The sequence below is a fragment of the Denitratisoma sp. DHT3 genome (assembly GCF_007833355.1).
Classification (GTDB): Bacteria; Pseudomonadota; Gammaproteobacteria; order Burkholderiales; family Rhodocyclaceae; genus Denitratisoma.
Genome location: NZ_CP020914.1, coordinates 1,941,081 through 1,961,085, shown reverse-complemented (window position 1 = coordinate 1,961,085; position 20,005 = coordinate 1,941,081). Strand labels below are relative to the sequence as shown.

At 64.3% G+C, this 20,005-nt stretch carries 19 protein-coding genes; 16 read left to right on the top strand and 3 right to left on the bottom strand.

Annotated elements, in window-relative coordinates; genetic code table 11:
* Positions 1–5: 5 nt before the first annotated feature.
* The 6 genes from flhA to motD are packed head-to-tail and all read left to right on the top strand — an operon-like array spanning position 6 to position 6,717.
* On the top strand, positions 6–2,087 hold the full coding sequence (gene flhA / locus B9N43_RS09040; RefSeq protein ID WP_145843510.1) for a flagellar biosynthesis protein FlhA: 2,082 nt from the start codon (positions 6–8) through the stop codon (positions 2,085–2,087).
* Complete coding sequence (flhF, locus tag B9N43_RS09035; protein WP_145841938.1) at positions 2,084–3,559, top strand: flagellar biosynthesis protein FlhF; 1,476 nt, start codon at positions 2,084–2,086, stop codon at positions 3,557–3,559. The genes flhA and flhF overlap by 4 nt, the downstream gene beginning before the upstream one ends.
* A complete protein-coding gene (locus tag B9N43_RS09030; RefSeq protein ID WP_145841937.1) occupies positions 3,552–4,358 on the top strand; it encodes a MinD/ParA family protein in 807 nt (268 codons plus the stop codon). The genes flhF and B9N43_RS09030 overlap by 8 nt, the downstream gene beginning before the upstream one ends.
* 33 nt (positions 4,359–4,391) lie before the next feature.
* The gene (locus tag B9N43_RS09025; RefSeq protein ID WP_145841936.1) at positions 4,392–5,159 is read left to right on the top strand and encodes an RNA polymerase sigma factor FliA; all 768 of its coding nucleotides are present in this window, start codon (positions 4,392–4,394) and stop codon (positions 5,157–5,159) included.
* 27 nt (positions 5,160–5,186) lie between these two features.
* On the top strand, positions 5,187–5,927 hold the full coding sequence (locus B9N43_RS09020) for a flagellar motor protein (protein ID WP_145841935.1): 741 nt from the start codon (positions 5,187–5,189) through the stop codon (positions 5,925–5,927).
* 7 nt (positions 5,928–5,934) lie between these two features.
* Positions 5,935–6,717 (top strand): flagellar motor protein MotD, encoded by a 783-nt coding sequence (gene motD / locus B9N43_RS09015; RefSeq protein ID WP_145841934.1) that lies wholly within the window; start codon positions 5,935–5,937, stop codon positions 6,715–6,717.
* A gap of 40 nt (positions 6,718–6,757) precedes the next feature.
* On the opposite strand, the gene B9N43_RS09010 is transcribed toward motD, so the two are convergent.
* The 3 genes from B9N43_RS09010 to flgA form a co-directional block, all read right to left on the bottom strand.
* The gene (locus B9N43_RS09010; protein ID WP_145841933.1) at positions 6,758–7,240 is read right to left on the bottom strand and encodes a flagella synthesis protein FlgN; all 483 of its coding nucleotides are present in this window, start codon (positions 7,238–7,240) and stop codon (positions 6,758–6,760) included.
* A complete protein-coding gene (gene flgM, locus B9N43_RS09005) occupies positions 7,237–7,551 on the bottom strand; it encodes a flagellar biosynthesis anti-sigma factor FlgM (protein WP_145841932.1) in 315 nt (104 codons plus the stop codon). The genes B9N43_RS09010 and flgM overlap by 4 nt, the downstream gene beginning before the upstream one ends.
* Positions 7,552–7,707: 156 nt before the next feature.
* Complete coding sequence (gene flgA, locus B9N43_RS09000) at positions 7,708–8,406, bottom strand: flagellar basal body P-ring formation chaperone FlgA (protein WP_145841931.1); 699 nt, start codon at positions 8,404–8,406, stop codon at positions 7,708–7,710.
* A 234-nt stretch (positions 8,407–8,640) separates the two neighbouring features.
* Between flgA and flgB the strand changes: the two genes are divergently transcribed.
* The 10 genes from flgB to flgK all read left to right on the top strand — a co-directional run bounded on the left by flgB (position 8,641) and on the right by flgK (position 20,002).
* On the top strand, positions 8,641–9,048 hold the full coding sequence (flgB, locus tag B9N43_RS08995) for a flagellar basal body rod protein FlgB (RefSeq protein WP_145841930.1): 408 nt from the start codon (positions 8,641–8,643) through the stop codon (positions 9,046–9,048).
* A gap of 11 nt (positions 9,049–9,059) precedes the next feature.
* A complete protein-coding gene (gene flgC / locus B9N43_RS08990) occupies positions 9,060–9,452 on the top strand; it encodes a flagellar basal body rod protein FlgC (protein ID WP_145841929.1) in 393 nt (130 codons plus the stop codon).
* An 11-nt stretch (positions 9,453–9,463) separates the two neighbouring features.
* Positions 9,464–10,141, top strand: a complete 678-nt coding sequence (gene flgD / locus B9N43_RS08985; protein ID WP_145841928.1) for a flagellar hook assembly protein FlgD — start codon at positions 9,464–9,466, stop codon at positions 10,139–10,141.
* 26 nt (positions 10,142–10,167) lie between these two features.
* Entirely contained in the window at positions 10,168–12,099 is a 1,932-nt protein-coding gene (locus tag B9N43_RS08980) for a flagellar hook protein FlgE (protein WP_145841927.1), read from the top strand.
* A gap of 26 nt (positions 12,100–12,125) precedes the next feature.
* Positions 12,126–12,878, top strand: coding sequence for a flagellar basal-body rod protein FlgF (gene flgF / locus B9N43_RS08975; protein WP_145841926.1), 753 nt, complete (start codon positions 12,126–12,128; stop codon positions 12,876–12,878).
* Positions 12,879–12,896: 18 nt separating this feature from the next.
* Positions 12,897–13,679: a flagellar basal-body rod protein FlgG gene (gene flgG / locus B9N43_RS08970; protein WP_145841925.1), complete on the top strand. Its 783-nt coding sequence runs from the start codon at positions 12,897–12,899 to the stop codon at positions 13,677–13,679.
* Between the two features lie 17 nt (positions 13,680–13,696).
* Positions 13,697–14,362: a flagellar basal body L-ring protein FlgH gene (locus B9N43_RS08965; protein ID WP_145841924.1), complete on the top strand. Its 666-nt coding sequence runs from the start codon at positions 13,697–13,699 to the stop codon at positions 14,360–14,362.
* A 183-nt stretch (positions 14,363–14,545) separates the two neighbouring features.
* A complete protein-coding gene (locus B9N43_RS08960; protein WP_222428695.1) occupies positions 14,546–15,658 on the top strand; it encodes a flagellar basal body P-ring protein FlgI in 1,113 nt (370 codons plus the stop codon).
* A 221-nt stretch (positions 15,659–15,879) separates the two neighbouring features.
* Positions 15,880–16,788 (top strand): flagellar assembly peptidoglycan hydrolase FlgJ, encoded by a 909-nt coding sequence (flgJ, locus tag B9N43_RS08955; protein ID WP_145841923.1) that lies wholly within the window; start codon positions 15,880–15,882, stop codon positions 16,786–16,788.
* A gap of 289 nt (positions 16,789–17,077) precedes the next feature.
* Positions 17,078–20,002: a flagellar hook-associated protein FlgK gene (gene flgK / locus B9N43_RS08950; RefSeq protein WP_145841922.1), complete on the top strand. Its 2,925-nt coding sequence runs from the start codon at positions 17,078–17,080 to the stop codon at positions 20,000–20,002.
* The last annotated feature ends 3 nt before the right edge of the window (positions 20,003–20,005 follow it).

Below are 20,005 nucleotides of genomic sequence, written 5' to 3'. Positions count from 1 at the left end.
TGGCCATGACGATGAATCAGTTGTTCGGCAAGGGCAACTTGCGCGCCCTTGCCGCGCCGATGCTGATCATCATGATTCTCGCGATGATGGTGCTGCCCCTGCCGCCTTTCGCGCTGGATCTGCTGTTTACCTTCAACATCGCGATGGCGGTGATGGTGCTGCTGGTCGCCATGTACACCATCAAGCCCCTCGACTTTTCTGTCTTCCCCACCGTTCTCCTCGTCACCACGCTGCTGCGCCTGTCGCTCAACGTCGCCTCGACACGGGTCGTGCTGATCCACGGCCATGCGGGACCGGACGCGGCCGGCAAGGTGATCGAGGCCTTCGGCCACTTCCTGGTCGGCGGCAACTACACGGTCGGCATCGTGGTGTTCGTGATCCTGACCGTGATCAACTTCGTGGTGATCACCAAGGGCGCCGGCCGCATCGCCGAGGTTTCGGCGCGCTTTACCCTGGATGCGATGCCCGGCAAGCAGATGGCGATCGACGCCGACCTCAATGCCGGCCTGATCGGCGAGGACGAGGCGCGCAAGCGCCGTTCGACCGTCGCGCAGGAGGCCGACTTCTACGGCTCCATGGACGGTGCGTCCAAGTTCGTGCGGGGCGACGCCGTCGCCGGGATTCTGATCCTGATCATCAATATCGTCGGCGGCCTGATCGTCGGCGTGTTGCAGCACGACATGGCGGCGGCGGACGCCGCGAAGGTGTATACCCTGCTGACCATCGGCGACGGCCTGGTCGCCCAGATTCCGGCGCTGATCATTTCCACCGCCGCCGGCCTGGTCGTGACCCGGGTGGGCGACGACGGGGTGGACATCGGCCAGCAATTCATCGGCCAGATTTTCGGCAATCCGTCGGCGCTGATCCTGACGGCCTCCATCCTCGGCATCATGGGGCTGATTCCGGGGATGCCGCATCTGGTGTTCCTGTTGATGGCCACCCTCATCGGCGGCCTTGCCTACTGGAAGCTCAAGCAACAGGCCAGTCCCGCGGCTGAGGCTCAGGAGGCCTCGGCCCCGGCGGCGTCGGGCGGGGAGTCGGACAACCTGGAGGCGAGCTGGAACGACGTGGCGCCGGTCGATGTACTGGGGCTGGAAGTCGGCTATCGGCTGATTCCGTTGGTGGATCAGGGACAGGAAGGCGACCTTCTCAAGCGCATCCGCGGCCTGCGCAAGAAATTTGCCCAGGAAGTGGGCTTTCTGGCCGCGCCGGTGCACATTCGCGACAATCTGGAGTTGAAACCGAATGCCTATCGCATCGCCTTGAAGGGGGTCGAGATCGGCATCGGCGAGGCGTACCCCGGCATGTATCTGGCCATCAACCCGGGGCGAGTGGGCGGTCCTCTGCCCGGTATGCAGACCCGCGACCCGGCCTTCGATCTGCCGGCGATCTGGGTCGAGGCCAATCTCCGCGACCAGGCCCACGCGCTCGGCTATACCGTGGTGGATGCCTCGACGGTGGTGGCGACCCACCTGAATCACGTCATCCTGTCCCACGCCGCCGAATTGCTGGGCCGGCAGGAAGCGCAGTCCTTGCTGGACCACATCGCGACCGACGCGCCGAAGCTGATCGAGGACCTGGTGCCGAAACAGCTGTCGCTCTCCACGGTGCAGCGGGTGTTGCAGAACCTCCTGGAAGAGGCCGTCAACATCCGCGACATGCGGACCATCATCGAGACCCTGGCGGAGTATGCGCCCCGCAGCCAGGATCCTCTGGAACTCACCAGCCAGGTGCGCATCGCCCTGGGGCGGGCCATCGTTCAGCAACTCTTCCCCGGCAACGGCGAAATGCAGGTGATGGCGATCGAGCCGGGCCTGGAGCGCGTCCTGGCGCAGGCACTGCTGAGCGGTGGCGAAGGCGCCCTGGAGCCGGGGCTGGCCGACACGCTGCTGCGGGAAACGGCCACCGCTGCGCAGCGCCAGGAGGATCTGGGTCTGCCGCCGGTACTGCTCGTGCCGGGGCAGTTGCGCTGGCTGCTGTCCCGATTCCTGCGGCGCGCCGTCCCTCAACTTAAAGTCATTGCCAACGCTGAAGTGCCCGATTCACGCACGATCAAGGTGACGGCGATCATTGGAGCCAACAAATGACGGTAAAACGCTTCTATGCCGAAACTGCCAGGGAATGCCTGCGCAGGGTCAAAGACGAACTGGGGCCGGATGCGATTGTCGTTTCCAACAAGGCGGTGGAGGGCGGCGTCGAAATCACCGCGATGTCCTCCGACAGCCTGGAGGCTCTGTCGCGTCAGGCCTCCGAAACGTCGGTACGCGCGGTCGGCAACGGCGGTCCGGTCGAATATGCCGGCACGACTGCCGCCATGCCGGCAGCGGCGGAAGACGACGATTACACCGTGAGTCTTTCTGCCCAGGTGCGCAAGCAGCCGGCCTTCCGGGCCTGGCAGGCGCCGGAGGAGCCCGCGCGTTCGCGGTTGCGGCCCCTGCCGCCGCGGGACTCGAAGGCGGAGACCGTGCCGAGCGAAGAGCAGGTGGTGGCGGCACTGACCAGCGCCGGCGCCACCACCGCGCCGTCTTCCCCGTCGCCCCGCGCCGCGCAGACGCGGCCGGCGCAACGCGAGGCGCGCCCGGAAACCGAGGGGACGGACCCGAAGGTCAGCATGCTGATGCAGGAGATGCGGGTCATCAAGGGAATGCTGGAGCAGCAATTGGCGGGCTTTGCCTGGGGCGAGCTGTCGAAGAGCGCGCCGGTGAGGGCCTTGTTGCTGTCGGAAATGCTGGAGGCCGGTTTCTCGGGGCAGCTGGCGCGTCGCCTGACCCAGGACCTGCCCGCGGACGTCAATATCGACGAAGGGCGCAAGCGCCTGATGGCGGGACTGAATCGGCGCCTGCGCACCCTGGGCAACGAAGGCGACCTGATCGACAAGGGCGGCGTCTACGCGCTGGTGGGCCCCACCGGCGTCGGCAAGACCACCTCCACGGCCAAGCTCGCCGCGCGCTGCGTGGTCCGCTACGGGGCCGACCGCGTCGCCCTCTTGACGACCGACGGCTATCGGATCGGCGCGCATGAGCAATTGCGCATCTACGGCCGCATTCTCGGAGTCCCCGTGCACATCGTGCGCGATGGCGACGACCTGCGCCACACCCTGTCCGATTTGCGCGACAAGCACATGATCCTGATCGATACGGTGGGCATGAGCCAGCGGGACCGCATGGTCGCCGACCAGGCCGCCATGTTGATGCGGGCCGGCGAAGTGAATCGCCTGCTGCTGCTCAACGCCACCTGCCGCGGCGACACGCTGGACGACGTGATCCGGGCCTACGCCGGCGAGGACCTGGCCGGCTGCCTGCTGACCAAAGTGGACGAGACCGCCTCCCTGGCGCCCGCCATCGATGCGCTGGTTCGCCATGGCTTGTTGCTGGCCTATGTCGCCAACGGACAGCGGGTCCCCGAGGACATGCACTTGCCGAATCGCAGCTATCTCCTGCATCGGGCATTCAAGCTGCCGCCGACGGAATCTCCCCACCGCTTGCAGGAGAATGAGGTGGGCATGGTGCTCAATCGCCAGGCTGGCGGCGGCTTGTCCGCGGAGCGCCGCTTTGCTTGACTGGGCACCGGGAGGACGGACCGATCAGGCGGCCGGCTTGCGGCGTCTGTTCGGCAGCCGCAGCGCGCAGGTGATCGCCTTCGCCTCGGCCGCCGGGACGCAGGGCCGTGGCGCCCTGCTGGCGCGGACGGCGATGACGCTCGCCAGCATGGGGCAGGGCGTGGCGGTGGTCGACGAAAACGGCGATGCCGATGGCCCGCTCGCCCGGCTGGGCGTCGAACCCCGCTGCGATTTGTTCCATGCGCTGGTCGGCGAATGCGCGTTCGGCCAAGCAGTCGTCGATGTGGCGCCCCTGCTGCGCGCCGTCTCGGCACGGCGGGCGGCCCATGCCATGGCTCGTGGCGAGCATGGCCTGCGCGAACGTTATGCGGCGTTTCTCGACGAGGCAAAGCGCGATGCGGCCTATGTGCTGATCGGCTGCGCCAAAAGCCGACGTGGCGCTTCGCTGTCGCCATTGGCGCTGAATGCCCGTCACATCGTGGTGGTCAGCACGGTGGATGCCGCGTCCATTACCGGCTCTTACGCCCTGATCAAGCGGATCGCCGTGGAGCGGGGCGGCAATGGACTCCACCTGGCCGTCACAGGGGCCCGGAACGAAAGTGACGCGCGGGCGGTATTCGCCAACATCCAGCAGGTGGCACAAGCCCATCTGGGTATCACCCTGGGTTATCTCGGTCATGGCCGGGAGCATTTCGCCCATGCCCTGAATGCCCGCCTCCCCCCGTCGCCAGAGCCGACGCCACCGGCCCATTTGCCGGCCACGAGGCGTGCCGCGGCAATCCAGAATTCGATGATATAGTTGGCCGCTACAACGGCTCATCCATGTTCATCGATGTACACCGCCCAAGGTGCCCTCGAACGAGAACAGCTCGTTCGCCAATATGCTCCATTGGTAAAGCGCCTCGCCTATCACCTGATGGCGAAGCTGCCGGCCAGTGTCCAGGTTGAGGACCTGGTCCAGAACGGAATGCTGGGGCTGCTGGACGCGCTTTCCCGCTTCGAGGATGGCCAGGGCGCCCAGTTCGAAACCTACGCCGTCCAGCGGATACGCGGTGCGATGCTCGACGGCCTGCGCGAAAACGACTGGCTGCCCAGGGGCGTCCGGCGCGAGATGCGCCGGGTGGAGGCGATGATCCATCAACTTGAACACCAATATGGGCGCCAGCCCTTGGAGGGGGAACTGGCCGGCGCCCTCGGCCTGTCCCTGGAGGATTACCAAACGCTCCTGTTGGAAGCGCGCGGCCACCAGCTGCTCTATCTGGAGGACATGAACGGCGATTCCGGAGAGGGCTATCTGGAACGCAATGCCATCGGCGACGGCGGCGACCCCTTGCAGATGCTCGAGGACGCCGACATGCGGTCCGCTCTGGTCCGTGCGATTGGCGCCTTGCCGGAGCGGGAACAACTGATGATGGCCCTGTATTACGAACAGGATCTCAATCTGCGGGAGATCGGCGAGGTGATGGGCGTTTCAGAATCCCGTGTCTGCCAGATACACACTCAGGCCGTGGCTCGACTGCGGGCCGCCGTAGTGGGGGGCGAACGCACGCCGGTGACCAAGGCAAAGCGCGGGCGCAGGCCCAAAGGCGTGACTGCCTGAGACATCGGATCGGGAGTAGGGGAGGTCATGGATACCATCAGCATCATCGGTTTGCTTGTCGGAGTGGGCGCCATCGTCGGTGGCCAGGTTCTCGAGGGCGGGCACGTGGGCTCCCTGCTGCAGCCGACCGCCTTCGTGATTGTGCTCGGCGGTACCCTGGGGGCCGTGTTGTTGCAAAGTCCGGTCCATATTTTCGTCACGGGCGTGAAAATGGGACGCTGGGTATTTTTTCCTCCCGTGGTGTCGCCGCGCCAGTTGATCGAGGATGTCATCCGCTGGGGGAACGTCGCCCGCAAGGAAGGATTGCTGTCCCTGGAAGGCCAGATCGCCACTCTGCAGGACCCGTTTACTGCCAAGGGTCTGCAACTGCTGGTCGACGGCGCGGAGCCGGAGCGGCTGCGCGAAGTCCTGGAGGTGGAAATAGACGCCTATGAAAAAGAAATGAAAACGGCGGCGAAAGTCTGGGAATCGGCCGGCGGTTATTCGCCCACCATCGGCATTCTCGGCGCGGTCATGGGATTGATCCACGTCATGGAGAATCTTTCCGACCCCTCCAAGCTGGGAGCTGGCATCGCCGTGGCCTTCGTGGCGACGATTTACGGCGTGGGCGTGGCCAACCTGATCTTTCTGCCGATTTCGAAGAAGCTCATGGTGAATATCGCGCGCCTGGTCAGCTATCGGGAAATGTACGTGGATGGCCTGGTCGGCATCGCCAATGGCGACAACCCCCGCCTGATCGAAAGCCGTCTGCAGGGCTACCTCTCCTGAGCCCGTCATGTCCCGTCGCCGCAGCAGCGAGGAAGAGCACGAGAACCACGAGCGGTGGCTGGTTTCCTATGCGGATTTCATCACGCTGCTGTTCGCCTTCTTCGTCGTCATGTATGCGATATCGTCGGTCAACGAAGGCAAATACCGTGTTCTGTCGGACGCCCTGACCTCGGCATTCAAGAATATTCCCGGCGACAACAGCGGCGCCGCCACGGTGATCAACCCCAACGCGCCTCTGCCGATCGCGATTCCGTTGAACAAGTCGCAACCGGGACTGAAAACCGACGAAGCCAGCCAGCAGAAGCGGGAGCAGATACGCACCATGGCGAGGGACATCAAGAGCGCGCTGGAGCCGCTGGTCCGCGACGGGCGGGTGCGGGTCACCGAAAGCGCGCGCGGGATCTCGGTGGAAATCAATGCCAGCGTCCTTTTCGCGTCAGGGGATGCAACCCTGGACCTGGTGGCGGTCAACGCCCTCCAGGCCGTTGGGAAGATATTGGCGGCGTCGGCGTTTCCCATCATCGTCGAAGGCCATACCGACAATGCGCCGATCAATACGCAGCAGTTCCCCTCGAATTGGGAGCTATCCGGAATGAGGGCTTCGGCCGTCGTGCGGCTGTTCGTGGAAAACGGCGTCGACCCGCGACGGCTCACTGCCACCGGCTACGCGGATCAACGCCCGGTGGCGGACAACGCCAGTGCCGACGGACGCCAGCGCAATCGCCGGGTGGCGATCATGATCGAGGCGCAAAACCCCGATAATCCGGTGGAGGTGCAGGTCGGCCAGTAGGATCGGCCAGTAGCGGCGGGGGCTTGAGCCGCCCGGACTCTCAGGCGCTGCCCAGCTTGCGCCCGCCGCCGCTGACGCGGGTCTGGCCATCGGGGCCATAGAGGGAGGCGCGATTGGTGGCCGTGGTCAGGATCGACAGGGCCTGCTGGTTGTGGCTGAGGCGCTCGGCGATCAGCTTGCCGTTGAGTTCGTTGAGGCGTCGGGCTTCCGCCGCCAAGGCCAGCAGCGATTCCCATGCCCCCCGGGATTCCGCGGCTGACGGCGGGTTGGGCGGGCCGGCCAGCCATGCTTCGACACCTTCCCGGCCGGCGGGGTATCCAGCGTTGCACAGGAGCCGATCGCGCGACGTGCTCAGCCCATTGAGGCGGTCCGCCGCTGCAAGCTTGGAGGCTGCCAGGGCCTCGAATCCCTCCAGCTCTCCGGCAACCAGCTTTCCTTGTTCTTCCTGGAGCAGGTCGATGAACTTGCCCAGCGTGGCAAGCTCATCGCCGATCAGACGCGAGACTTCCGCTGAATCGATCACGTCGTTCCGGCGGGGGCCCGGCCATTCAGCATCTGCCGGACGCTGTCCAGCAGGCCGTCGGCGATCTTTTCCGGGTCGATCTTGAAGCGTCCTTCGGCGATGGCCTGCTTGATTTCCGCGACCCGTTTGACGTCGACGACGGAGGCATCGGCGGCAACCGCCTCCGCGCCCTGCAGTTGGGCCGACAGGGCCGAAATCTGGACTTTCGCCCCCGTTGCCGGCTGTGACGAGGAAGGTGTCGGCGTCGAGTGCGCAGCCTTGGGGCCGGCCGGGGCCTGACCAAGCTGACTGATGGAATTGTCGACTTTCACGATGAAATCCTTTCCTCCACGGGAGCACTACCTCGGTTAACGGGCAGCGGCGAGAGAACTTGAGCCCAAAAACGATCGAATCGAGCGGTCGGAGCCAGGGGCGAATTCAGCGAATCCGATAGCCGCCGGGCAGCCGGTACTGCGCGCGGAATTGTATCAGTAAGCGACTTCAACCGTGCCATCCGCCCGGGCGACGCCATTGATCGTCTGTCCGCTCGCGGCCTTCACCCGTATCGGCTGTCCGGGGGCGGCGCCGTTCAGGGCCTGGCCCTCGCTGGACACCTGGAAACCCGATCCCCGGGAAACGATTTTGACCATCTGGCCCGCTTGAATCACCGGCGTCTGGCGCAGCAGGTCGCTGCGCAGCGGCCTGCCCGCCGCTGTCGGCATCAGCAACGTCCGTCCAAGCGCCAGCCGGGGGTCCGTGATGACGCTACCCGGCAAATCGGTCAGGTCGCCCTGTTGCGGGGCGAAGTCACTCTCGCCGAGGACGTGGCCGGCCGACAGCGCCCGTGCGGCCACCAGGTATTCGCCCTTGATCTGGACATGGGCCGACACGTATTGGCTCCAGTTGCTGTCGGCCGAGGGGCAGCGCAGCAGCACATGGGTCCGGCCCCAGGCCCGGCCGCCGGGAGGCAGCGAAACCTCGGGGATTTCGCAGGGCGGCAGACGGCTGCGCGCATCGATGGGGCCGACGACGATATTGACCCGCCCCGGCAAGTCCTTGGTTTGTCGATATAAAAAGTCCTCGACGGCCTTGCGGGCGGCGGCGGGGTCCTGTGCGGCCAGGGAAGGGGAAACGGATGCGGCGAGCGCCAGCAATGCCGCCGCCAGGGACAGGGAAAATGAATGCATGCGCCGATTGAATCATGGCCCGGGGGGCGGTGCAAGTCGGAACAGGTTTGCGGAACAGCGTCGCGGAAAGCGCCGCCGGCCGCTGCCGGCAAATGTTGCCGAGCCGCCCGCGGATTGCCGTCCAAGCCGGCGGCCGCTGGACGGCGCACCTGGCGAGGTCCGCGCCATGAGCGGTGTTTGGCTTCTGGCACGGTATCTGCATAACGGCAGGCGGAATACAAACTTGAGTCCATCATGATCGATCGTATTGATAGCGAGTTCCGGTTGCAGCAAGCGGCATTGAACCTGCGTTCCTACCGACAGGAACTGCTGGCCTCGAATATCGCCAATGCGGACACGCCTCACTACAAGGCCCGGGATTTCGACTTCAAATCGGCCCTGAGCCAGGCCCTGGGCGGGACAAGCCAGGGAGCGCTGGCGCTGGCCCGCACCGCCTCGGGGCACCTGGATTCCGCCACGGGCGGCCGGAACGGCGTCGATCTGCAATACCGTACCGAATTCCAGGGGGCGGTGGATGGCAACACGGTGGACATGGATGTCGAGCGGGCGGCGTTCATCGAGAACTCGGTGCAGGTCGAAGCGATGCTGACTTTCCTGAGCGGCAGGTTCAAAACCCTGCAAATGGCAATCCAGGGACAGTGAGGTAAAAGGCCATGTTCAACATTCTGTCCATTTCCAGTTCCGCCCTGACGGCCCAGTCGGCCCGCTTGAACGCGGTGTCGAGCAACCTGGCCAACGCCGATAGCGTGGTGGGCGCCGACGGCCAGCCCTACCGGGCCAAGCAGGTGGTGTTCAAGGCCACGCCGATGGGCGACGGCCAGGGCGTCCGGGTCAGCCAGGTGGTCGAAAGCGCGGCGCCGCTGCGCATGACCTACGACCCCGGCAGTCCGGCGGCCAATGCCGACGGGTACGTGGCCATGCCCAATGTCAATGTGGTGGAAGAAATGGTGAACATGATCTCCGCCTCCAGGGCTTATCAAACCAACACCGAAGTGATGACGACCGCCAAGTCGCTGATGCTGAAAACCCTGGCCATCGGCCAGTAAGGAGTATTGAAATGGCAACATCTTCCGTAACCGACAGTTCCAACGCCGACATCTATGCCGCCCTGAACGGCAAGAAGTCGACCGCCAGCACCTCGACCGTCAGCGATGCCCAGAATCGTTTCCTGAAGCTATTGACCACCCAGCTCAAGAACCAGGATCCGCTGAATCCGATGGACAACGCCCAGATGACCTCCCAGATGGCGCAGATCAGCACCGTGGATGGCATCGAGCGGTTGAATGCCACCTTGCAGAAACTCATCAACAACTCGACCGACAGCCAGACGATGCAGGCCGCGGCGCTGGTCGGCCATGGCGTTCTGGTCCCCGGCACCGGGATGAATCTTGCCTCTGGCAGCGCCTTCGCCGGTGTCGATCTGGCGACGGCCGCGGATCGGGTCACGGTCACGATCAAGGATGCCAATGGCCTGGTGGTGAGGACGCTGGACCTTGGGGAGGTGGAGGCCGGTTCCCACGTGTTCCAGTGGGATGGCAAGGCCAACAGCGGTGCCGATGCCGCAGATGGCGCCTATACCTTCAGCGTGGCCGCCGTCCAGGGGACGAACAAGGTCGATGTCACGGCGTTGGCCGTGGGACTGGTTTCCAGTGTGGAGCGTGCCGCGACCGGTCTGACCCTGAATGTGGGGCAGATGGGCAGCTTCACGATGTCGGACGTGCGACAAATTCTCTGACCATCTGGGTCTAACGGGAGACAGCAATGGGTTTTCAACAAGGTTTGAGCGGGCTCAACGTATCGGCCAAGGCGCTGGATGCGATCGGCAACAACGTTTCCAACGCGAATACGGTGGGTTTCAAGGCGGCGGCCGTGCGATTCGCCGATGTCTTCGCATCGTCATTGTCCGGTGTCGGCGGCGCACAGATCGGTATCGGATCGAATGTGGCGGGAATTGCCCAACAATTCACGCAAGGGAACATCACGTCCACCAACAATACCCTCGATCTGGCGATCAACGGTTCCGGCATGTACCGCATGTCCGGCGGTGGAACCATCACCTACACCCGCAGCGGGCAGTTCTCCGTCGACAAGGACGGCTACATCGTCGGTGCCGGCGGCCAGCGGCTGACCGGATATGCGGCTGACAACAACACGATCGTGCCGGGCAACTTCGTTGACCTGCGGCTGACCACCACCAACATCCCGCCGAAGGTAACCGAGAAAAGCCAGCTCCAGTTGAACCTGGATTCCCGGGCGACGGCCCCGACCCAGATGACGCAGGGGATGCTGGCCGCCGGCCAGGCATTCGGTGGCGGGACGGGCTCCGTGACGATCGCCGCAGCGACACCCAACAACCAACTGGATCTGTGGGTGGACGGCAAACCTGTTTCGGTGACCATTCCCGACGGCACGTACACCGCCACCGAAATGGCCACGACCTTGACCACGCTGATCAACACGGCGCTCGGCACGTCCGGCGCCACGGTGGAGGTGACCGCGACCAGCGGCGGTCTGTTGCAATTCACTTCGAATAGCCGCGGCACCGTCGGCAGCTTGGGGAATGGTTCGTCCATCAGCATCTCCGCTTCCAGTGCGACAGTCGACCTCGGCCTGACGACGCAAGTCGGCGGGCCGACAGTGGGAGTCGACGGTCCTCCCGCGACGGGAGGCCAATACGTCGGAATTGCGGCGATCACTTTTCCGCTGACGGTCACCAAGGGGCAGAACGACACTTTCAGCGTGGTCGTGGATGGTGCGCCGCATACGGTGACTTTGCCGCCAGGCATCTATAACGACCCTCCCACGGGAACCGGTACTCCGCCTGCTGACGACCTCGTGGGTCAGATCAACTTGCAATTGGGAACTGCGGGAACGGCCACCCTGACGGCTGGGGTGTTGGATATCGCTTCGGCGACCACGGGAGCAGGTTCCGCAGTGTTCGTCACCGGCGGCAACGCCGTCGCCGGTCTGTTCGGTGCCCACAACGGCGAGGACAAGTTCGATCCGGACAAGACGCTGAGCTATACCGCATCGACGGCTCAGACGGTGTACGACTCCCTGGGCAATCCGCACAACCTGACCCTGTATTTCGCCAAGACGTCGGAGGGCAACACCTGGCAGATGTATACGACGCTCGACAAGGGTGGGCTGATCGGACCGACCTTGCTCAAATTCAACGCCAGCGGCATTCTTGATGCCCAGACCCCGATGCCCTTGATGCAGCAATACACGCTCAACAACGGCGCGCTTCCCCTCAGTTTCGAGCTGGATCTGACTGGCACGACCCAATACGGCATCAGTTTCGGCGTCAATCAGCTTTTGCAGGACGGCTACAGCTCGGGCCAGCTTGCCGGTCTGTCGGTGGCCGCCGACGGTACCATCCAGGGAAATTATTCCAACGGGAAATCCCAGAAAATGGGACAGGTGATATTGGTGAGCTTCAATAATCCCAACGGCCTGCTTTCGCTGGGGGGCAACCAGTGGGCGGAGACCGCCGACTCCGGGCAGCCCATTCCAGGTACGCCGGGGCAAGGCCGGCTGGGGGCGATTCAATCCGCCGCCATTGAAGAGTCCAACGTCGACCTCACCAAGGAGCTGGTGGACATGATCACCCAGCAGCGGGTCTACCAGGCCAATGCCCAGACCATCAAGACCCAGGACAGCGTATTGCAAACCCTGGTGAATCTGCGCTGATGAACGAGACGAGCGAGTAGGGGGACATGGATAGGCTCATTTACACCGCCATGAGCGGGGCCAGTCAGACCATGAACCGCCAGGCGGCGGTGGCCCATAATCTGGCGAACGTGTCCTCCACCGGCTATCGGGCGGAGGAGCATCGGCTGCGCGCGGTGCAGGTGCAGACGCAGAACACGCCGGCCGCGCTGCCGACCCGCGCCTTCGCGGTGGATGCCAGCACCCATACCGACTATTCCTCCGGCGCCTTGCAATACACCGGCCGCAATCTGGACCTGGCGGTGCAGGGCAAGGGCTGGATCGCGCTGTCCATGCCCGACGGCAGCGAGGCCTACACCCGCAACGGCAATCTCGAACTGAGCGTCAATGGCGTGCTGCAAACCCGCAACGGCATTCCGGTGATGGGCGACGGCGGCCCGATCTCCATTCCGCCGGACTCGAGGATCGCCGTGGGCAAGGACGGCACCGTTTCCGTGGTGCCGGAGACTGGCGCGCAGAACACCGTCAATGCCATCGGCCGCATCAAGCTGGTGAATCCGCCGGAAGAAACCCTGGTGCGGGGCGGCGACGGCCTGTTCCGCCTGGCCGACAATGCGCCCGCGCCGCCCGATGAGCAGGTCAGCGTGGCCAATGGCTACCTGGAGAACAGCAACGTGAATCCGGTGGACCAGATGGTGAGCATGATCTCCCTGGCCCGCCAGTTCGAAATGCAGATGAAGATGTTGTCCACGGCCGATCAGAACGATCGCGCCGCCACCCAAGTGATTTCCGCCCGCTAGGGCCGATAGGACTGACCCATGATTCGTTCCCTGTGGATCGCCAAGACCGGACTGGACGCCCAGCAGACCCAGCTGGACGTCATTTCCAACAATCTGGCCAACGTCGGCACCAACGGTTTCAAGCGTTCCCGGGCCGTCTTCGAGGACTTGCTGTACCAGAACCTGCGCCAGCCCGGCGCCCAGTCGACGCAGCAGACCATGATTCCTTCGGGGCTGATGCTGGGGGTCGGCGTGCGGCCGATTTCCACCGAGCACATCTTCACCCAGGGCAGCCTGCAGAAGACCGAAAATGCGCTGGACATCGCCATCAACGGCCAGGGTTTCTTCCAGATCCAGATGCCCGACGGCACGCTGGCCTACACCCGCGACGGCGCCTTCCAGAAGGACAGCACCGGCCAGGTGGTGACCTCCAGCGGTTATCCGCTGTCGCCGGCGATCACCATTCCCTCCGATGCCGTTTCCGTGACCATCAGCCGTGACGGCGTGGTTTCCATCCTGCAGGCGGGAAATCCCGCGCCCACCCAGATCGGCTCGATCCAGCTCGCCACCTTCGTCAACGCCGGCGGCTTGCAGAGCGTGGGGGAAAACCTGTTCGTCGAGACGGCCTCCTCGGGCACGCCGACCCCCAATACGCCGGGCAACAACGGCGCCGGGGTGCTCAACCAGGGTTATGTGGAAACCTCCAACGTCAATGTGGCGGAGGAACTGGTGAACATGATCCAGACCCAGCGCGCCTACGAGATGAACTCCAAGGCCATCAGCACCTCGGACCAGATGCTGGCGCGGCTGACCCAGTTGTAATGCGCCGGAGAGCCATCATGTCCAGAATGATCCCGTTGCTCGCACTGGCCGCAATGCTCGCCGGCTGCGTGACCACCGTGCCGCCCACGGCGGTGCATCAGCCGATGACGGCCCGTCCCGAGCCGCGTTCCCTGGCCGCGCAGCCGACGGGCGCCATCTACAACGTCGCCTCCGCCAGGCCCCTGTTCGAGGACCGGCGCGCCCGCTTCGTCGGCGACATCATCACCATCAGCGTCGTGGAGAAGGTGCAGGCGTCGAAGAAATCGGGCACCACCGCGGAGCGCTCCCAGTCCCTCAGCGCTTCGGTGCCTTCACTGACGGGAACGCCCTTCAAGGGGCTGGGCGGGCTGGATGCCCAGGCATCGAGCAGCAACAAGTTCGGCGGCAAGGGCGAGAACAGCTCCACCGCGGACTTCACCTCCACCATCACCGTCACCGTGATCGAAGTGCTGCCCAACGGCAATCTGCTGGTGTCGGGCGAGAAGCAGATCGGGCTGAAGGAAGGCGAGGAGTTCGTCCGTTTCTCCGGCGTGGTCAATCCGACCACCATCACCACCGCCAATACGGTGCAGTCGACCCAGGTGGCCGATGCCCGCATCGAATACAAGGCCAACGGTTTCCTCGACGATGCGCAGGCCATGGGCTGGCTGAGCCGTTTCTTCCTCAGCTTCCTGCCGATTTGATTTTGTGAAGACTTCCGGAGAAATTGCGAGCCCAGCGAGCCAACCAGTCACCTCCCCCGGAGAGGGGGAGGCTGGGAGGGGGAGGGGCTTCTTGTCTTTTCTCGGCCAACCGGCTCCGCTCCTTAGCGAAGCCATTCCTGTTGGGTTCCAGTTTGGCCAGTTTAGGATGGAAAGGATTGCCGCATGAGTCTGACCCACAAGATATTGATCGCCCTGATGTGGCTCCTCGCCGGCCTGATGGTGGCCGACGCGGCGCGGGCCGAGCGCATCAAGGACATGGCCTCGGTGGCCGGCGTGCGCAACAACCAGCTGATCGGCTATGGGGTGGTGGTGGGCCTGGACGGCAGCGGCGACCAGACCACCCAGACGCCCTTCACCGTGCAGAGCATCGTGAACATGCTGTCCAACATGGGCGTCACCATGCCGCCCGGCACCAGCCTGCAATTGAAGAACGTGGCGGCGGTGATGGTGACGGCCAATCTGCCGCCCTTTTCGCGGACGGGGCAGCAGATCGACATTACGGTCTCCTCGATGGGCAACGCCAAGAGCCTCAAGGGCGGAACGCTGGTGCTGACGCCCCTGAAGGGCGCCGACGGCCAGATCTATGCGATGGCCCAGGGCAATGTGGTGGTGGCCGGCGCCGGCGCGGCCGCCGCCGGCTCCAAGGTCACGGTGAATCATTTGTCGGTCGGGCGCATCGCCGCCGGCGCCACGGTGGAGCGGGAAGTCCCGACCCCGATGGGCGAGGGCGAATTCGTTTACCTGGATCTCAACGGCGCCGATTTCGGCACCGCGCAGCGCATGGTGGAAGCCATCAACCGCCAGGTGCCCGGCGCCGCGACGGCGGTGGATGCCCGGCAGGTGCGGGTGCGCGCGCCGACCAGCCCGGATGCGCGGGTCGCCTTCCTGGGGGCGATCGAGAGCATCGAGTTGCAGCCGGCCCGCCTGCCGGCGAAGGTGATCATCAATGCGCGTTCCGGATCGGTGGTGATGAACCAGACCGTGACTCTGGAAACCTGCGCGGTCGCGCATGGCAATCTGACGGTTTCGGTCAGTGCCGCCAATACCGTGAGCCAGCCGCCGCCCCTGTCCGGCGGACAGACGGTCGGCGTGTCCAACGCCCAGATCGAGCTCAAGCAGGACAATGCCTCCCTGTTGAACGTCAAGGCCGGCGCCAACCTGGCCGAGGTGGTCAAGGCCCTGAATGCGATCGGCGCCAATCCTCAGGATCTGGTCGCGGTGCTCCAGGCGATGAAGGCCGCCGGCGCGTTGCGGGCCGAGCTGGAAATCATCTGAGCGCGCATGGAAGCGGATTTTCCGCCTCGGAGCATGAAATGCGCGAAGGACAAGAGGGCCTGCCCCCTCCCGCCTCCCCCTTGAGGGGGAAGTGACGAGTTTGCTTGCTGCGCCCGATACATGATCCGACTCCGTGTTGCGCAATTTCGTCGTAACAGGCAGATATTGCCGCTCTATTCCGCGGATTGCCGTCAACGGGACGATGCGATGCTCGCGACGCCATGAATTCCACCAGCGTCGAGCCGAACATCTTCGATGTCGGCCGCCTTTCCTCCCTCAAACAGCAGGTCAAGGGCAACGATCCCAAGGCCCTGAAAGAGGCCGCGCGCCAGTTCGAGGCGCTGTTCCTGCAGATGGTCCTCAAGTCGATGCGCGACGCCACGCCGCGCGAGGGCATGTTCGACAGCGAGCAGACGCGCATGTACGAATCCCTGCTGGACCAGCAACTGACCCAGGTGCTGGCCGGCAAGGGCAATACCGGCCTGGCGGCGATGATCGAGAAACAGCTGACGCGCTCGACGGCCGAGCCGCAGGTGGGCGAGGGCGGGCTGCCCCTGTCGCCGCGCTCGCCGGCGCTGCCGCTGGAGAAACTGCAACGCGCCCTCGCCCTGGAACCCCAGGCGTGGAATGAAAAAACGGCGGCCCCGAGCGGCGGCACGGCGAGCGCCGGCCAGTTCGTCGATCAAGTCTGGCCCCATGCCCAGGAGGCCGCGCGCAGCCTGGGTGTTCCGCCCCACTTCCTGGTGGCCCAGGCGGCCCTGGAAACCGGCTGGGGCAAGTCCGAACCGCGTCGCGCCGACGGCAGCCCCAGCTTCAACCTGTTCGGCATCAAGGCCGGCCGTTCCTGGAACGGCCCCGTGGCGGAGGCGGTCACCACCGAGTACGTGGATGGCGCGCCGCAACGCCAGCTGGAGCGGTTCCGCGCCTACGCGTCCTATGGCGAGGCCTTCGCCGACTACGCCCGGATGCTGGCCTCGAATCCGCGCTACGCGGCGGTTCCGGGCAGTCAGGATGGCGCGGCCTTCGCCAGCGGCCTGCAACGGGCCGGCTATGCCAGCGACCCCATGTACGCCGCCAAGCTCGAACGCATCATTTCCGGCACCACCCTGCGCCAGGCGCTGACCGGCTGAGTCGCGCATTTTCGAGGCGGGCCGCTGACAAATACGGAAATGATTGTATCTTCTATGGATACAATTCAAAGGGATTTTTCAGGGCTGAAAATGAAGACCCAGTCCCTGTCTGATTCTTGTTTTGGCTCTCTCCGAGCCTTGTTGGATTGTAGCGTTTTCAATAACAATCCATCGCTTACCGATACCCTGAACCCCCGATTTTCGACCGGCTGGCACGGGTGTTGCTGTTGCCCTGTCGTGAATCAACTTTCGGCAAGCTTTGCCGTAGTTAACGGGAAACGGAACCGTCATGGGCAACAGTCTCTTCAATATCAGCGTGTCAGGTCTGAATGCGGCTCAGATGGGCATTCTGACGACCAGCCACAACATCTCCAACGCATCGACCGCTGGTTTCAACCGTCAGCAGATTCTCCAGACGACCAATACGCCGATGCTGACCGGCTCGGGTTTTCTCGGGCAGGGGACCAGCGTCCTGACCGTGCAGCGGGTCTACAACAACCTTTTGACCACCCAGTTGCTGACCGCGCAAACCAACGCCGCCGCGCTGCAAACCTATTCGAACCAGATCGGCCAGATCGACAATCTGCTGGCCGACCCCAGTGCGGGCCTGAGCCCCGCGCTGCAAGGATTCTTCAAGGCGATCGACGAAGCGGCCGCCAATCCTGCGTCGGTCCCCGCGCGGCAGGCCATACTCTCCGCCGGGCAAGCCCTGGTGGCGCGCTTCCAGGGCCTCGACCAGCAGCTGGGGGAAATGCGCAACGGGATAAATTCCCAGATCAGCACCGAAGTCACGACCATCAATTCCTATGTCCTGCAGATCGCCGACATCAATCAGCGCATCCTCGTCGCCCAGGCGGGGGGAGGGCAGCCCGCCAACGATCTGTATGACCAGCGCGACCAGTTGGTCGCGGACCTGAATCAGGAGATCCGCGTCACCACTCACCAGGAAAGTGATGGCAGCTACAGCATTTTCTTCGGGACGGGCCAGCCTTTGGTCGTCGGCACCCAGACTTATCAATTGGCGGCAATGCCCGGACAGGAGGATCTGTCCAGCGTGCGCATCGGGCTCAAGGATCCTGCCGGCAATCTCCAGGCGATTCCCGAATCCCTGGTCAGTGGCGGCAATCTCGGCGGCCTGCTGGCTTTTCGGCGCGAGACGCTGGACCCGGCCCAGAATGCCATCGGCCGTATCGCTCTCTCGCTGGCGACCCAGTTCAACACCCAGCATGTCCTGGGTCAGGATCTGACGGGGAGTATGGGCGGAAATTTCTTCAACCCGATCCAGCTCTCGACTTTGGGCGCCCCCTCCAACGCAGGAACCGGCGTGCTCTCCGCCAACATCGTCGACAGCGATTACATGCTGCGTTACGACAAGACGCAGGGCGGGTACACCATCACCCGGCTGGCGGACGACAAGACCCTGGGCACGTTTTCCACTCTGCCCCAGGTCGTGGACGGGATTCGCTTCAGTCTGGCTTCGGGCGCGCCCCAGAATGGCGATACTTTCCTGATCCAGCCCGGCGCGGCGGCGGACAAGCGGGTGACCGCCTACGCCGGCAACGCGGGGACGGCGACGCTGGCTTCGACCGGGTCCAACATCCAGACCCTGACCGACAGCGATTACCGCCTGACCCTGGTCGGTCCCAACAGTTTCACCCTGGAACGCATCTCGGACAACCAGATATGGCGCGGTACCGGGATCGACCAGGCCTCCGCGTTGGCCGATCTGATGACCAATGCCGCGCCGCAGGGGTTCGACCTGCAATTGAGCGGAAAGATGGCCGTCGACGACAGTTTCCTGATCCGGCCCACACGCAATGCCGCGCGGGACATCTCGCTGGCGATTTCCGATCCGACGAACATCGCCCTGGCGGCTCCGATCCGGACTTCCGCAGCGCTGACGAATGCCGGTACGGCGACCATCAGCAGCGGTACGGTGGCGGATGCGTCGGTGCTGCTGCAGGCGCCGTTCTCGGTTCGCTACGAGGCATCGAGCGACAGCCTGGTCGGCTTTCCGGTCGGCGCGACGGTCAAGGTCGGCTCGACCACGTATCAGGTCACCAGCGAGAACGCCCGGATTCCCTACACCGCCGGCGCCATCATCAACGTCAATGGCGTGGGGGCGACGATCAGCGGTACGCCGGCGGATGGCGATGTGTTCACTTTCGCTGCCAACACCGCGCCACCCATCGCGCCGCCCAGCATCGGCAACACCGGATTTGCAACGCTCTTCGGCATCCCGACGAATACCGCTGCTGTTGCCGGTCCGCCGGCGGCGGCAGGGTTCGCCACCGCCGGACTGTCTTTGGCCGGCTCCACCACCATCACGACGGGAAGCAATGATCAGTTCCGCTTGTCGCTGGATGGCGGAGCGGCGGTGACGGTGAGCATTCCGCAGGGAACCTACACCCCGGCGACCCTGCGGGCGGCAGTGCAAACGGCTGTGGATACTGCATTTGGCTCCCCTCCTCTGCCCAGCCCCGCCTCGGTAACGCTGAACAGCAATAACCAGTTGGTGATTACGTCGGCCACCGTGGGCCCCGGATCGGCCGTCACACTTTCCAGTGTCGGCAACAGCGGCACAGGCATCATGACCAGTGCTCCGGTCACGGGCAACAACAGTCTGCCGACGGCGTCGATCACCTTGCGCTTCAACACCGCCCAGGCCGCCGCCGTGCCGCCGCTGCCGGACCGGCTGACCGGCTTCCCGGTGGGCAGCGTGGTCACGGTGACGCCGCCCGGCGGCCGCCCGACGTCCTATGTGATCGGCCAGACCACGGATTACGTGCCCTACATTTCGGGGGCGGAATTGAGCTTCAACGGCCTGAGCTTCTCGATCAACGGTTCGGCCGTCGACGGCGACACCTTTACCGTGGGTCCCAATCCGTCGGGAGTTTCCGACAATCGCAATGCCGGGTTGATGGCGGCCTTGCAGACGCTCAATGCCATGGCGGACGGCACATCCACCTTTCAGTCCGCTTATTCCCAAATCGTCAGCCAGATCGGCAACAAGGCGCGGGAAGTGGATGTGACCTTGACGACCCAGCAGAATCTGGTGAAGCAGGGCGAGACGGCGATCCAGTCGCAGTCCGGCGTCAACCTGGACGAAGAGGCCGCCAACCTGCTGCGTTACCAGCAGGCCTACCAGGCGGCGGCAAAGATCATCAATATCTCCAGCAAGCTCTTTGATGAGTTGCTGAATATAGGCAGATAAACG